The sequence below is a fragment of the Bacillus sp. Cr_A10 genome, assembly GCF_029222665.1.
Classification (GTDB): Bacteria; Bacillota; Bacilli; order Bacillales_A; family Planococcaceae; genus Psychrobacillus.
Map to the genome: position 1 here is coordinate 42,557 of NZ_JARHXR010000012.1, position 15,844 is coordinate 58,400.

At 35.1% G+C, this 15,844-nt stretch carries 14 protein-coding genes; all 14 read right to left on the reverse strand.

Translation table 11 applies throughout. The annotated features are described in order from the left end of the window. Positions 1-277: 277 nt before the first annotated feature. The 14 genes from dnaI to P2Q73_RS14070 all read right to left on the reverse strand — a co-directional run bounded on the left by dnaI (position 278) and on the right by P2Q73_RS14070 (position 15,553). On the reverse strand, positions 278-1,219 hold the full coding sequence (dnaI, locus tag P2Q73_RS14005; protein WP_053588658.1) for a primosomal protein DnaI: 942 nt from the start codon (positions 1,217-1,219) through the stop codon (positions 278-280). A gap of 8 nt (positions 1,220-1,227) precedes the next feature. Further along, positions 1,228-2,589, reverse strand: coding sequence for a replication initiation and membrane attachment family protein (locus tag P2Q73_RS14010; RefSeq protein WP_275788276.1), 1,362 nt, complete (start codon positions 2,587-2,589; stop codon positions 1,228-1,230). A 26-nt stretch (positions 2,590-2,615) separates the two neighbouring features. Next, on the reverse strand, positions 2,616-3,080 hold the full coding sequence (nrdR, locus tag P2Q73_RS14015; RefSeq protein WP_053588656.1) for a transcriptional regulator NrdR: 465 nt from the start codon (positions 3,078-3,080) through the stop codon (positions 2,616-2,618). Between the two features lie 117 nt (positions 3,081-3,197). Beyond that, entirely contained in the window at positions 3,198-3,581 is a 384-nt protein-coding gene (gene speD, locus P2Q73_RS14020; RefSeq protein WP_053588655.1) for an adenosylmethionine decarboxylase, read from the reverse strand. A gap of 200 nt (positions 3,582-3,781) precedes the next feature. Then, a complete protein-coding gene (locus tag P2Q73_RS14025) occupies positions 3,782-4,786 on the reverse strand; it encodes a glyceraldehyde-3-phosphate dehydrogenase (protein WP_053588654.1) in 1,005 nt (334 codons plus the stop codon). Between the two features lie 121 nt (positions 4,787-4,907). Beyond that, the gene (coaE, locus tag P2Q73_RS14030) at positions 4,908-5,498 is read right to left on the reverse strand and encodes a dephospho-CoA kinase (RefSeq protein ID WP_275788278.1); all 591 of its coding nucleotides are present in this window, start codon (positions 5,496-5,498) and stop codon (positions 4,908-4,910) included. Between the two features lie 12 nt (positions 5,499-5,510). Further along, positions 5,511-6,383, reverse strand: a complete 873-nt coding sequence (gene mutM, locus P2Q73_RS14035; protein ID WP_275788280.1) for a bifunctional DNA-formamidopyrimidine glycosylase/DNA-(apurinic or apyrimidinic site) lyase — start codon at positions 6,381-6,383, stop codon at positions 5,511-5,513. An 11-nt stretch (positions 6,384-6,394) separates the two neighbouring features. Then, the gene (gene polA, locus P2Q73_RS14040; RefSeq protein WP_275788282.1) at positions 6,395-9,022 is read right to left on the reverse strand and encodes a DNA polymerase I; all 2,628 of its coding nucleotides are present in this window, start codon (positions 9,020-9,022) and stop codon (positions 6,395-6,397) included. 287 nt (positions 9,023-9,309) lie between these two features. After that, positions 9,310-10,299: a protease modulator HflC gene (hflC, locus tag P2Q73_RS14045; protein ID WP_053588650.1), complete on the reverse strand. Its 990-nt coding sequence runs from the start codon at positions 10,297-10,299 to the stop codon at positions 9,310-9,312. Then, positions 10,299-11,288 carry an FtsH protease activity modulator HflK gene (hflK, locus tag P2Q73_RS14050; protein ID WP_056833025.1) on the reverse strand — a complete coding sequence of 330 codons (990 nt, stop codon included), beginning with the start codon at positions 11,286-11,288 and terminating at the stop codon, positions 10,299-10,301. Before hflK ends, hflC begins: the two co-directional genes overlap by 1 nt. A 307-nt stretch (positions 11,289-11,595) precedes the next feature. Next, the gene (locus P2Q73_RS14055; RefSeq protein ID WP_275788285.1) at positions 11,596-12,810 is read right to left on the reverse strand and encodes a carboxylate--amine ligase; all 1,215 of its coding nucleotides are present in this window, start codon (positions 12,808-12,810) and stop codon (positions 11,596-11,598) included. An 11-nt stretch (positions 12,811-12,821) separates the two neighbouring features. Continuing rightward, on the reverse strand, positions 12,822-14,354 hold the full coding sequence (gene pnpS, locus P2Q73_RS14060; protein ID WP_053588647.1) for a two-component system histidine kinase PnpS: 1,533 nt from the start codon (positions 14,352-14,354) through the stop codon (positions 12,822-12,824). Next, positions 14,351-15,067: a response regulator transcription factor gene (locus tag P2Q73_RS14065; RefSeq protein ID WP_056833021.1), complete on the reverse strand. Its 717-nt coding sequence runs from the start codon at positions 15,065-15,067 to the stop codon at positions 14,351-14,353. The genes pnpS and P2Q73_RS14065 overlap by 4 nt, the downstream gene beginning before the upstream one ends. 39 nt (positions 15,068-15,106) lie before the next feature. Continuing rightward, a complete protein-coding gene (locus P2Q73_RS14070; RefSeq protein WP_053588645.1) occupies positions 15,107-15,553 on the reverse strand; it encodes a hotdog family protein in 447 nt (148 codons plus the stop codon). Positions 15,554-15,844 lie beyond the last annotated feature (291 nt).

Consider the following 15,844-nt stretch of genomic DNA (forward strand, 5'->3'; position numbering starts at 1 on the left):
AAAGGGACGAGGTACTATCGTGGTTCCACCCTTCTTCTGTCTATTAAATCTGTAAATAGACGAAGCTCTGCATCGGCTAACGGGCCGGTCACCGGTAATTGCTGTTAAATTCACAACTACTGCTCGGAGGTGGTAAATCGATTGCCGATACTTAAGAAGCTTGCAGCCTTGGCTTCTCTCTCTATAAAGTCGTACAAACTGATTGTTGTCCTCTTCTACGCATTTCTTTATTCTTATGTGAATGATTATACGCCACTCAAAAATCATTTGCAAGTAGCTATTTTTCTTCTCGCCAATTCTTTCCCTGAAGTGGAATTGGATTCGTAAGCGCTCGGATTCTTTCCATAATTCGTCCAGCTTTGACGACCTCTTTTTCTCCTCGCTGCGTGAAGGATAAATGATGTTCCAATTCGTCATAATTAAAATTGGATGTCATAAAAGTTGGGAGCTGTTCGGACATTCGGTAATGTAGAATTGTCCCTAATATTTCATCCCTCGTCCAACTAGTCATTGTCTCTGCTCCAATATCATCTAGCATTAAAACAGGCGCACGTTTTACGAATTCAATTTTTTCTGCAAGAGAATTATCTTGAATTGCTTGCTTCATTTCACGGAAAAACTCTGGAACGTAAACAACTACCGAATGGATATGTCTGGCTGCCAATTCATTTGCAAGTGCTCCAAGTAAATAAGATTTACCTACACCGAATTGTCCATGAATATATAGTCCCTTTTTCGGTAATGTAGAAGTTTGCTCCCATTCATTTAAAAAGTTTTTAGCAGCTCGAACTGCTACTACTCTACTACCATCCTCTAAGTCAACACCTGCCAAGTTAGACTCCATTACCTCTTTCGGCATATGAATACTATTAATCATGGATGTTACTTTTTTTCGTTCATCCTCAATTACTCCTCGCTTGCATCGAACATATTCAAGATCAATCAGATTCCGATCCAATACAAGCCTTGGTTCATAGCCTTTCATGTAATTCGTACACAATTCAAGAGATTGGCATGCACCACAATCATGAGATTGTGACTTATATTCATATAACTTACTTAAGCTTCGGTCTACCATTTGCTTCGAAATATGAGCAGCATTTTCTTCAAGGAATAGTTGAACGCCTGGATCCTCAAGCACCTCTTGTTTCATTTCATCGAGCCTCGAAGTAAATTCTGGTGTAATAACCCTTTTTAATGTTTCATTAATTCGTTCCATAATGTCACCTACCTTTTCGTTACGCCTAATTCAGCTAATAGCTTTTTTCGCTCTTCATCAATGTTTTGAATATTGTTTGTTGCAGTTCCCGATTGCTTTGTTTCGCCATTTTTTTTATAAAACCAATCTGGTACCTTTTCTTCTCTGGTCGGTTTTTTCGAATAGGATTTTTGTTTAGAACCTTCATTCTTCCATTTTAAATATTGTTCATGTTCATTTCTAGCTAACTCCATTGCCTCTTTTGCCGTTTTGACATCTTTTCTCATCCAATGAGATGCTATTTTTTCCGCGTAGTTTTTAGTTAATTTCATATCTGTTCTAAGTAATACATATTGCAATAAAACATTTACTACTCCTACAGGCATATTGTAATGAGACACTAAATGGTTCGCTAATTGAACATCCGCAAGAATTGGTTCCTTCCCATTTGCAATATCTTTTAACACAGTAACTGGTGAAGTTGTTTCTAAATAATGAATAAGTTCTTCCTCTTTAGTTAATGGCTTACTATTTTCACTTACACTTTTTTTAGCCTTAGCTATATTTTGAATAACAGGAGCTTTCTTTGATACGGTCAACTTATAATAGTCTGCACACGCTTTTTTCAATCTTGCATCTGATAAGTGCAAATCGTCATCTAATGCTAGAATCACCACTTTTTGCATTTCAATTGGACCGAGATTATATAAAAAAGCTAACTTAGCTATTACCTGTTTTGCTTCAATAGTTAAGGCTGATTTCGGAACAAGTTGCTCTGATAAACCGTCTTGAAGCAAAGTAAAGTCAAACTCTTCAAAGTAAAAAGGCAATGCAGAATTCCTACTCTTTGATTCAAATGCATCATTATAAGGGACAGGTTGGACTGTTTTTGTAGACGGTTTAAATACATCCATAAAGGTACGTGAAACGTCTTTGAAGCCATCATTCCAATTAGGAGTTTGAATGAAGCGACTTCTTAGTCGCTTATATGCTTTTTCCCCTATTTTGTTTAATAGAAACATAGACAACAAAGGATCCTTTAGAAACGATTCTGCATCTAATGGAGCAGCAAGTTCATAATAAAAAATTCGTGTATCATTTTCGGTCTTTTGCCATGAGCGAAGTAATCCAATAGCTTCTAAAGCGATTCTTGCCTGAAATATTTTACCTATTGATACCCCAAGTAAGTTCATAAGCTGATAATGCTGCCATTGTTCCTCACTTTTAAGCTCTCCATCAGCCCACAAAGTAAGATACAGGCTTATTCCTTCTGCACCAATTAATGGTTGATACAATAACGTTAATAATTGACGATCATAATCAGAGAAAGAATATGGCAAGCGAATCATATACATGTCTGCTGGCTGTAGCTCCTTATATAACATCGACATTCCTACCTACTCTCTCTTGTTGTTTTCTATAATGACGGATTTTTCTTTAGAATTTCTTTGAGTTCATCTATAAAAACATTTAAATCTTTAAACTGACGATAAACCGAAGCAAATCGAACATAAGCAACTTCGTCAACCTCTGAGAGTTTGTCCATTACTTTTTCTCCAACTGCTTCTGATTTTACTTCAGAATTTCCTGTTCTTCTTAATTCTTTTTCAATCGAAAACACAATTTCTTCTAACTGATCTAATGCTACTGGTCTTTTTTCACAAGCACGAATTAATCCACGCAATACTTTTTCGCGACTAAACTCTTCACGCGAACCATCTTTTTTCACTACAATTAGTGGAGTTTCTTCTACTTTTTCAAATGTAGTAAAACGGAATCCACAGTCTTCACATTCTCTTCTTCGTCTAATGGCTTTATTGTCATCTACAGGACGAGAATCGACAACTTTCGTGCCATTAAACTGACAAGCTGGACATCTCATATTGATCTCTCCTAATTAGTTACGAAAATTTATGTATCTATTATAACAATATTCTTCCCTAAAATCGAAAAAGCAGAGGAATCTCTTCCTCTGCTAACTCATTTAGCCTAAAGTCTATTATGCTTGAACTGTCAAACGTGGCTTAGGTACATTTACTGGACCCATTCCACGGGGCATTTCAATCGTTTCGCGTATTCCAGCATTAAGAGCATCTGCAATATAGTTAGCTGCAATCGATGGATCTAAATCACCACATGTATACACATCAATGCTCGCATAACCATGCTCTGGAAAGCTGTGAATAGTTAGATGTGATTCGGAAATAATAACGACTCCACTTACACCTTGTGGCGCAAATTTGTGAAATGCAACTTCTCTGATTTCCGCACCAGACTTAAGTGCTGCATCAACAAATGTTTGCTCAATAAATGGCATATCGTTAAGTTTGTCGAAATCGCACTCCCATAGTTCTGCAATAATGTGACGTCCCATTGTTTCCAATGTCCGTTTCCCCCTTTGATAAAATTTAGTTTTAAAAATTTTCAAAGTTGACTACCACGGGGGAAAGTTAGTCCTAAGAGGTCCTAACCCTTTAAGTAGTCGGTGCACGTGAAGTACACGATTCTCATTATAGGATGTTTTATTCAAATTAGCAAGAAAAAAAAAATCCTCTTTCAAAAAACTTTGAAAGAGGAAAGAGATTAAAGAGATGAAGCAACTTTTTTTGTTAAATCAACAACACGTGCCGAATAGCCCCACTCGTTATCATACCAAGCAAGTACTTTTACTTTACGATTTCCAATTACCATTGTTGTTAAACCATCAATAGTTGTTGAATTTGTTGTTGTATTAAAATCAATTGAAACTAAAGGTTCCATTGTTACTCCTAGAATACCTTTCATTGATCCTTCAGATGCTTTTACAAATGCAGCATTTACTTCCTCTGCAGTAACATCTTTCTGTAAATCTACTACTAAATCTACTAAAGAAACGTTTGGCGTTGGTACACGCAAAGCCATTCCATGCATTTTCCCTTCTAATTCTGGAAGCACGATAGTAAGCGCTTTTGCTGCTCCAGTAGAAGTAGGGATGATGGATTGTGCACAAGCACGTGCACGACGTAAATCTTTATGAGGATTATCTAAATTGTTTTGATCATTTGTATAAGAATGTACAGTAGTCATTAAACCATTTTCGATTCCAAATGTATCATTTAATACTTTCGCTACCGGTGCCAAGCAATTTGTTGTACAACTAGCATTCGAAATAATATTATGTTTAGCTACATCTAATTTGTCATCATTTACACCGATAACAATCGTCACATCTTCATTTTTGGCAGGTGCTGTAATAATAACTTTTTTTGCTCCAGCTTCTAAGTGAGCGGCAGCTTTTTCCCCGTCATTAAATTTTCCAGTTGATTCAATCACGATATCAACATTTAATTTACCCCAAGGTAAGTTAGCTGGATCACGATCATTTACGATTTGAACTCGCTTTCCATTAACTATTAGTGCATCATTATCAATACTTATTTCTCCCTCGAAAGTTCCATGAGTAGAATCATATTTAATTAAATGCGCTAAAGTTTCTAATGGGTATCTCACATTAATTGCTACAACATTAATGTCTTCTTGTACAATTGCTTGGCGGAACACCATTCTACCAATACGTCCAAATCCGTTTATTGCGATTGAAGCTGTCATAAAAAAATCCTCCTGTAACTATGTGATACTTTTTATTTTATAACCATGAATTAGTATAACACATTTTCACAATTGTGTAGCCTTGCAAAAGAAACCCGCAATATTTTTTATTTTCCGACTACTAGTCTTTCCAAATTGACAATATTTTGAGTAATTGCTCTTTAGTATATTCTATTGTTCCATTGTTATAGATGACAGCATCTGCACCTTGTTCTTTAATCGATAGTGGTAACTGTGATTGAATTCTTGCTTTAGCTTCTTCTAAAGTGTAATTATTACGAGCCATTAGTCTCTTCAACTGCGTTTCTTCTGTTACAGTTACAACTAAAATTTTATCTACATAGGACTGAAGCTTACTTTCAAATAATAAGGGGATATCCATGACAATTGTGTCAAAACCTTCTTCAAGTAAAACATTTTTTTGTCGAAGCATTTCTTCACGGATAGCCGGATGCATAATATCATTTAATTGCTTTCTTTTTTGTGGTGATGAAAAAATGATAGTACCTAATTTTTCTCGATTCAGCGTTCCATCTTCCGATAAAACTTCTTCTCCAAATGCTACTTTGATCGTTTCCAGCGTCATCGTTCCCTTTTCAACTACAACCCTAGCAACTAAGTCAGCATCAACAATAGGATAACCTAATTCTTTCAACATGTTGGAAACGGTACTTTTTCCGCTAGCAATACTACCAGTCAGCCCAATAATCATTTGCTTCCTCCCTTATTTCTGACATTTTCCACAATAAGTAGAAGTTCTTCCGCCAATCGTTTTCTGTAGAGTTTTTGCATTACATAATGGACAAGTCTTTTTCGCATACATTTGCAACCGATTCTGCATTTTCCCTGACTCTCCATTAATCTGACGATAGTCAGAAATGCTGCTGCCCCCATTTTCAATGCTATCTAAAAGAACGATGACGATTTCATTAAATAATTGTATCTTACGCTCTTTACTAATTCTTTTTACTTTACGCCCAGGATGAATTCGCATACGAAATAATGCTTCTGTAGCGTATATATTTCCACACCCAGAAACAACATGACCATCCATAATAAATTCTTTTATCGGTTTATTATCATACTTTGGCAATATGCTCATTTCTAAGTAATGATCTAAAGCGTTTTGATCAAAAGGCTCAGGTGCCATTAATAATAATGGGGGATAATCTTCAACGCTATTCAAAAATCGAAGTTCTCCAAAGCGACGAATATCTGCATATACAAGCATGTCACCCTCACTAAAATGCAAGATGACATGTATATGCCGTTTGAATTTATCCTCCAAAATTTCATGTAAGCCCTTTACATAAAACCAAGCCCCAGACATACCAAGATGAGAAACGAGTAAATATGGAGTCCCATCTTTTTGTAGATGAAAATAAATATATTTTGAACGTCTATCAATTCGCTCTATCTTCATATGAGGCAGAGCTTCTCGAAAGGATTCTACATCTAACCCTTTCAAGATAGCTTCTTTTCCATTTGCTTTAGAATCAATAATAGTTTTTGAAACTTCTACCGATTCAATTGTTTTGCCAGTAACAATTGGCTTAAGTGAACGTACAAGTCCTTCTACTTCTGGTAATTCTGGCATTTCAAAACTCCTTACTTCGTATCGTACCAAGATGAGCCATAAGCATATTCTACTTTTAATGGAACAATCAACTTGATAGCTCCCTCCATTACTTCAGGTACAATTTTTTCAAGTATAGCAATTTCTTCTTTAGGTGCTTCAAAAATAAGTTCATCGTGTACTTGCAATAACATTTTCGTTTGCAGATTTTCATCCTTTAGGCGTTTAGCCATATCAATCATTGCTTTTTTAATAATATCTGCCGCACTTCCTTGGATCGGTGTATTCATAGCAGTTCTCTCTGCAAAACTGCGAAGGTTGAAATTAGAACTTGTGATATCCGGTAAGTATCTTCTTCGTTTTAGAATTGTCGTTACATAACCAGTTTGTTTTGCTTCGCGTACAATATCATCCATATAATCTTTTACCCCTGGGAAGCTGTTTAAGTATTGGTCTATAAAAGTAGCAGCTTCTTTTCGAGTAATATTTAAGCTTTGTGATAAACCATAATCGCTGATGCCATATACAATTCCAAAATTAACCGCTTTAGCAGCACGACGCATATCTGATGTGACTTCATCTATTCCTACATGGAAAACATCCATCGCAGTTTTTGTGTGGATATCCAGATCATGATTAAATGCATCCACTAATTTTTCATCTTCACACATATGAGCAAGTACTCGAAGTTCTATTTGGGAATAATCTGCTGCGAACATAATCCAATCTGGTTGGGAAGGAACAAATGCTTTTCTAATCTTTCTTCCTTCTTCTAATCGTATAGGAATATTCTGAAGATTTGGATTTATCGAGCTTAAACGTCCTGTAGAAGTTAATGCTTGTTGGTATCGTGTATGAATTTTCTGATCTTCCCCGTGTATCTCTTTTGTCAATCCCTCAATATAGGTAGACTGAAGCTTCCCTAATTGACGGTAGTTTAGAATATGGGAGATAATCTCGTGTTCACCTTCTAGCTTTTCAAGTACATCAGCTGCAGTTGAATATCCTGTTTTAGTTTTCTTTAAAGGTGTTAACCCTATTTTTTCAAATAAAATAACGCCTAATTGTTTCGGGGAATTAATATTAAACTCTTGTCCAGCTAAAGTATAAATTTCTTTTTCGATAGCTCGCAGTTTTTGATTTAAATCAATTCCCATTTCTTTTAAAACATGAACATCAACTTTTACACCATCCGATTCCATGGTTCCTAATATCGATGCTAACGGCAATTCAATATCTTTATACAAAGCATATTGCTCATTTTCTTCTAACTTCTTTTCTAATATAGGCTTTAGCTTCCATACAGCCTGAGCCTTTCTAATTGCATGTTCTGCAAGCTTGTCCAATGGAGGAGTAGCTTTCTTTGCTCCTTTTCCATATACATTTTCATCTGTGAGCACATCATAATTGCCAAATTCTTTAGCCATTGTTGATACATCATCAGAAGAAATAGAGGGATTAACAATATACGCGGCAAGAACTAAATCAAAATCTGCTCCAAGTAAACTTACATTATGTTTGCGGCTAACAGCTTGTGTTGCTTTTGAATCTACTAAATATTTTATCCTCGATTCATCCTCCAACCATTTACAAAAAACAGCCGATTCAAACGCGACAGATCCAGTAACAAAATACGATTGTTCTCCATCATAAAGAGCAATGCCTAGCAACTCACTTGTATGGTATTGCTCATTAAACATTTCTAGATGAATGGCCATTTTATCTTTTAGAATAGAAGCATTTATTTCATCTAAAATCTCAAAAGTCACTTCCGAAGCCGTTTGTTCTTCCGTAACATGCTCTGATTTTTCTAATAGTGTTTTAAATGATAACTCCTTCCATATAGAAGTAACCTCATCCATATTCGCACCGCTGTATGTTAAATCATCTACCGATACTTCGATAGGGGCGTTTGTTTCAATAGTAGCAAGAACTTTGCTCATTTTTGCTTGTTCTTCGTTTGCCATTAGTTTTTCTTTCAGCTTCGCACCGCTTACAGTATCTAATGCTTGATATAAATTTTCAACAGAACCATGCTCTTTTAATAATTTAATTGCGGTCTTTTCACCTACACCAGGTACACCAGGTATATTATCCGATGCATCCCCCATCAGACCTTTCATATCGATAATTTGCAGAGGAGTTAAACCATATTTATCTTCAACATGCGCCGGTGTATATTTTTCAATATCCGTAATACCCTTTCGAGTAATATAGACCGTTGTATTTTCTGTAGCAAGTTGAGTTAAATCTTTATCTCCTGAAACAACAATTACTTGTTGTCCCTTCTCTTCCGCTTGCTTACAAAGAGTACCAATGATATCATCTGCTTCGTACATTTCAAGCTCATATCTTTTAATTCCATATGCATCAATTAGCTTACGAACATATGGGAATTGCTCGGAAAGTTCTGGTGGAGTTTTTTGTCTTCCACCTTTATATTCTCCAAAAGTGGAGTGTCTGAAAGTTGTTTTCCCAGCGTCAAATGCAACGAGCATATGAGTCGGATTTTCTTCTTCCATAATTTTTTGTAGCATTAATGTAAAACCATAAACTGCATTTGTATGAATTCCATGTTCATTCGATAATAAAGGTAGTGCAAAAAACGCTCGGTATGCGAGACTATTTCCATCTAATAAAAGAACTTTTTCGGATGACATTAAGTTCACTCCTTCAAATATGTAATAAGTGTGCAGCCTGAAGCTGCCAGCGAATCAAAATCACCTTGGCTTATTCGATTCTAGAATTATGCTTTGAGCTTGCTTAAACTACTGACATCCGCAAGATACTTTAGGCAAAGAGGATGTTTGTCGCTAGGCTCTGACGTAGGACATGGCGGTATTTGCCAGGGTACTCCGATATTCAGCAGGTGTTTTGCTCAAATAAGATAAATAAAACCGTCATTCCCTATATCTTACCACGTGAGTAAGGGGAATGACGATTCATACTACTCTAAATATCCAGAGAGAATTTTAGCATAAGGAGAATCAGATGGAATGATAATCATCGTATCTTCTCCAATTGTTTTTTTGTAGGATTCTAATGTTCTATAAAGCGAATAGAACTCAGGATCTTTTGAGAATGATTGGTTGTATATTTTCGCTGCTTCTGCTTCACCTTCAGCTTGAATAATTGCCGCTTCTTTTTTTGCAGTTGCTAGCATCACTCTTACTTCACGATCTGTTTCCGCTTCAATACGTCGTTTATCAGCGTCCCCAGTTGATAAAAACTTTTGTGCGATACTTTGTCTCTCCGAAATCATTTCATTATATACGGATTGCTCATTTTCTTGTGGTAGATCAGTACGTTTAATACGGACATCGACTACTTCAATACCATATTTATCTTTTTTAAGTAATTCATTCACCTGTGTAGTAATTCGGTCATTTAAGCTGCCTCGAGATGAATTTTCATCATTGATGATTTCACTATACTCTAATTGTCCAAGCTCTGAACGTACTACGGAGTATATAAACTCTTCCATACGAGAACCTGCATTTACTAAGCTACCTGCGCTTGTTATCATTTCTTTTGCATTGACTACTCGCCATACAGCGTAATTATCTATTATGATTCTGCGCTTATCTTTTGTGTTGATCTCTGCCTCTGAAAGTTTATAGTTCATTTGATATCTAGGGATAGTTGTTACACTTTGGATAAATGGTATTTTCATATGCAATCCTGGTGTATCTTTTACGTCTTTTATTTCACCAAATTGACGAATTACTTTATATTCGCCTTCCTTCACAACATAAATATTTGCAAGAGCAATGACAAAAACGACAAACATGATGAAAATAGCGATAAAAGATTTCATATGCTTTTTAAAATCTATCGGTGTCTTTTCTTTCTTTGGCGCTTTTTCTTTCTTTGGTTTATTTTCCATCGCTTTAAATTTTGCTTCTAAATTTGCAAATGGATTATTATTGTCTGCCATTATTGTCCGCTCCCTTCTTCTGTTTTTGTTTCCGTATCAGTTGCTGGTGGAGGGGTTATTTGTTTAGTTGACTCTAACGATTGAAGTGGTAAGTACTTCATCGTACCGCCTTCATCGTTCATAATATAAATTTTTGCATTTGGTAGAACCGCTTCTAATGTCTCCATTACAAGTCGTTGCTTCGTAATCTCTTTGTTGTTTTGGTATTCTGCATATAACTTATCGAATAATGCCACATCTCCGAGTGCTTGCTCGATACGAGCAGTTTTATAACCATTTGCATTGGAGATAATTGCATCCTTTTCCCCGACAGCTTCACTCATTTGTTGGTTTTCATATTTTTCCGCTTGGTTCACCTTTGTGTTTTTTGTTTCTTCGGCATCTGTTACAGCAGTAAACGCTGAACGAACTTCGGCATTTGGAAGCTCCACATCTTGTAGCTTCACTGTTAATACGGTGATACCTATATCATACTTATCGATTAATGAACCAAGTAATTCTATCGTATCCGCCTCAATTTGTGCTTTTCCTGAAGTTAAAGCATCATCAATTTTAGAGTTACCAATAACGGAACGAATGGAGGCCGAAGTTGCGTCATGTAAAAGATCTTGTGGACTTTCTGAGTTGAATAAATAAGCTTTTGGATCTGTGATTTTCCATTGAACGACTAAATCAGTTAGCACGATATTGTCATCCCCTGTAATCATTTTAGTATCTTTATCAAAAGATGTTACCTCTCCATCCGGTGTCTGCTTATAACCAAATTGAAGACTAAAAGTTTCTTTTGATAACTTTTCAACTTTTTGAATAGGCCAAGGCATCTTAAATTTTAGACCTGATTCTGTAATAGGGTCGCTTGCTTCACCAAATGTTATAACGATTGCTTGTTCTGATTCATCTACGGTATACCAAGACGTAAAGATAGCAGATAATAAAATGATTCCAATGAATGAAACTAGGATAATAGAAATTAATCTCTTTGTGCTCATATCTTTTCCCCTTTCTATGTATAACTCATTTACGGAACAACAGTGTAATAGGTTTCAAAAATAAATAAACAAAAGGGTAGTTCTCCCTATACGTTACGTCCCTACACAATTTTCAAAATATGCGAGTGGCATGAATAAGGTCACAACCCTCGCATTCTAAATTATTTAGTAGCTATGTTAATACTTATTTAGACAGTAAAAAAGCTAGCACTAGGCTAGCTTTTTTAGGTAAATCATTTGGAAAAGGGGTCTATTTAAATGTAGCAGACGATTGTAAATACATTGTGAATATACTGTAAATTTTCATTCACCAATTATTATTTTTATACTTTTTATAATAATTAAACTGTCGAGCAATTAGAAATAGTTTTCGTGTTAAATGGGTATCTTTCTTATAAAATAATGGATTCCCCCATTTCCCTTCTCTTATAAGTTGCTCTACTTCTTGTTTAATTTCTTTATTCTCTACAAATTTTCTCAGAACTATTTTAGGTACAACTGTAAATAAATAATGCTCATTTAATAATGTTAGAGGCTTTTCCTTTTTATAGATGACGTCATCAACAAAATAGCGAGCCATATTATGTCCCAGAGCTGTAGTATAATAGCTGGAACGGCCTTGTCTAATATTCACTTCAAATACCTTAAACTTACCATCTCGCTCATCATATTTTAGATCAAAGTTTGCAAACCCAACATAACCAACAGCTTCTAAGAAGTATTGCAATTTATTCATTATTTCCTCGTTATATCTTGTAATAAGAGCTGTATAGTTACCAATTGCAGTAACTGTATGTTCTTGTAAAACAACTTGTGCAAATGTACTTAATTGAGCTTTTCCATTCGAACTAATATAAATAACGGAATCCCACATATAAGTATCATCTCCAGGAATATAATCCTGAATAATTAGATCCTCTTCATATCCACTAGCATTAACTTGGTTAATTACAGTGTTAAGCTCTTCTCTATTTTCAACTCTATATACCTTTTGTTGTCCCTCGAATTTGTTCTTGTAATATTGAACTCCATTACTTGGTTTGATAATTAAAGGGAATAATACTTCTTCTGTGAAAGCTTCCTTTTTCAAACATGAATAATAATATGTTTTTGGAGTATCAATACCATGTTCTTCACAAAGCTTATAAAAGTTGGACTTAACAAGTAGATTATTCATCAGTTCTTCTGACATGTAGTTAAAGACATACATCTTTTTCAATGCATCTGCATGTTCAATAATCAATCGCACATAGAAATCGTTCGTTCCAATGAGAAGCAATTGTTTTCCAGGTGTATTATACTTTTCAGCAACTTGAGTTAAAACTGCGACAAACGCTGATTTGTCCCAAAGATTAGAGTGAATTTCAGTATGTTCAATAATATTACTCCACTTTGTAAATGACATTTCTTCCTTACCAACTAAAATTGGCTTTATATTGTATTCTTCATGAAAGGAAATCGCCATGTTATATGCATTTATGTCTGTGCCGATAATAATTGGAATAAAGGGTTGATTGTTCATAAAAACCTCCGTTAACTTTTAGCAATAGGAATATATACAGTAAATGTTGTACCTTTTCCTACTTCACTTTCTACTTTTATTAATCCATGGTGTGCTTCCACGAGATGTTTAACTATTGCTAGCCCTAGACCTGTCCCCCCCGAATTTCTACTTCGAGCTCGATCCACACGGTAAAAACGTTCAAAGATTCTATTTATCTCTGACTTGCTTATACCTATGCCTTCATCTTGTATTTGAAAGATTCCATACTGTTCATTTTTGAATATATTTACACGAACCGTAGTATTCTCTGGAGAATACGTAATCCCATTTGCAAGTAAATTCATCATTATTTGTATGAGACGATTCATATCCCCTAAAACATGGACAGAATCATCTACCGTCGTTTCTAGTTTCATATCTTTTTCTTCTACTAAGTGTGCGGTCATTTCAAGACCACGCTCTAAAATATCTGTTAGCCTGACTTTCTTTAAGGATATTTCATACCCAACTTGCTCTACTTTAGATAAATCCAGTAAATCGTTAATTAACATTTGTAATCGATTACTTTCTTTATGGATAATTTCTAGAAAAGAAAGTAATGTTTCTTCGTTTTTGTAAGCTCCAAATAATAGAGTTTCTGAGAATCCTTTTATAGATGTAACAGGTGTCTTTAATTCATGTGAAACATTGGCAACAAAATCTTTGCGGATTTGTTCCAATTTAATAAGCTCAGTAATATCGTGCATAACAACGACTATTCCAAGCCATCTACCGTGTTCTCCTATAACTGGTGCACCATATGCATCCATGTAATAAGTATGAAGATCACGCTTGATTTGAATTTGTTCACGACTCGAAGACTCTGTCAGAAAAAGCTTATCTATAAACTCTTCTATTTTTTCAGGCAAGCCAATTTTACGAAAAAGCTTTCCATCTACATTATCTAAGGAAATTTGTAATTGTTGTAGAAATGAGCGATTAACTATCGTAATTAATCCATTTCGATCAATCATAATTAATGCACTGCCCATATTTTCTATTAACGTTTTTAAACGCTCTTTTTCTGTTTCCCGCATAACAGAAATATCATGTAAATTACGTGCGAGAATATTGAGAGAATTACTTAATTTCGACATACCTGAAAAGTCATCTTCGAATGCTCTAATCCGATAGTTTCCTCGGGCAAGTTCCATAGCTGTCTCTGTCAAATGTTCAATCGGTTGAGCATATTTTCTAAATATACTAGCTCCAAGAAATAATGCAATAAGAAACGCTGCTAGTAAAGTAAAGAACAAAAATAACCAAAGCGATTGCTCCTCAACTAAGTTCTCCCCTTTGAGCTCAGAAGAAATTAACTGATTAATTTTCACTTGTTCATCTTTTGAAAGTTCTGTCGTTTCTAAAAAAGTTGAAACAGACTCTATTTTTGAGTCCACTATCTTATTTGCAGAATGGTCCACGAAAATAGGAAAAAGCTGACCAAGAACGATGCCTAGTCCAGCTAAGATTACCCCAATTAATATAGAATAAGTTCTCAAAATTCGTGATTGATAGGTTTTCATTTAGTCTTTGGCTCCTCAAATTTATACCCAAGACCTCTTATTGTTTTAATATAAATCGGCTTTCTACTATTTTCTTCAATTTTGTCTCTTAAGTGACTAATATGAACATCTACAATTCGAGTATCCCCAGCAAAATCATAATTCCATACTGCACTTAAAAGTTGATCTCGAGTTAAGACTCTATTTTTGTTTTCAATTAAATAAACAAGTAGCTCAAATTCTTTCGGTGTGAATTCAATTGGTTCATTGCTTAATAAAACCTCAAATCGCTCAGGAAATACTTGTAGAGGACCAAAAACATATGATTCCTCAGTATGTTTAGGTTCTGTATTAGCTGCATCGCTAGCCATACCTGAGCGTCGAATCATCGCTTTTACTCGTGCGGTAACTTCTCTTGGACTAAAAGGTTTTGTCATATAGTCGTCAGCACCTAATTCTAAACCAAGAACTTTATCAAATTCTTCATCTTTTGCTGTTAGCATGATTATAGGTGTTTGTATTTTACTGATGCGAAGCTCTTTACAGATTTCCATACCATCCTTATATGGTAGCATCCAGTCTAACACAATAACATCAGGATGTTCATTCAATGCAAGATTTAAGCCCTCTAAGCCATCCATCGCTGTAATTACTTCAAAACCAGCTTCTTCTAAATTATATTTTAATAATGTTACGATTGAACTTTCATCATCAACGACTAATACTCTTTTCATTTTTTCGCCTCCAAGTTGATTTGAAACCCCCATTCCAAATCAATTGACCAAGAGTTGTGGAGAAACATGGAAAATCCCTTCCACTACTATTTGTTCATCCTCATTTTGAGCAATTACTTGAATTACTATTTCGTTTGTATTCATATGTACTTCTTTAACCTCGAAAGTAAAATCAATAACAGAATAATGATAGGTTGGTATAGGAAATGCTAATGATTGTCTTTTTAAATAAGAACCTGGTCCAGGTAAGTATTTGGAAATTGCAGAAGTAATTACTCCTGTGAGCATAATTGGCGGAACAATTGGTTTCTCATAGACCGATTGAGATGCAAAATCATGCTGTATATATAATGGATTACTATCATTTGTTAACCCTAAATATAAAAGCAAATCCTTATCGTCCATCTTCTCAGTTATAGTTAATTTCTCACCAATAGTGATCTCTTCTATTCTTCTACCTATTTTGCGCGTTTTCCCTAATAACAATACGTCTCCCCCAATCCGTATACTACCTCTATCTTAACAATAAGTATAAGATAAGCGCAAGCGCCTCTATGTATTAGAAATAAAGGACCTAATAACTAGGATATCCTATACTAAAATAATAAGAAAACCGTCGTGATATCTAAAAGTAAAACCAGTTTCAAATGTTTCCGGAGTTCTTTGGTCAGACAGTTTCCAATACATTACCGAGTGTTTTTTTGGAGAGGAGCGTAGCGAGGACACTGAAAAAGTCTTTAGAATATGACTTTACTAAATAATATCGTTCGATATATT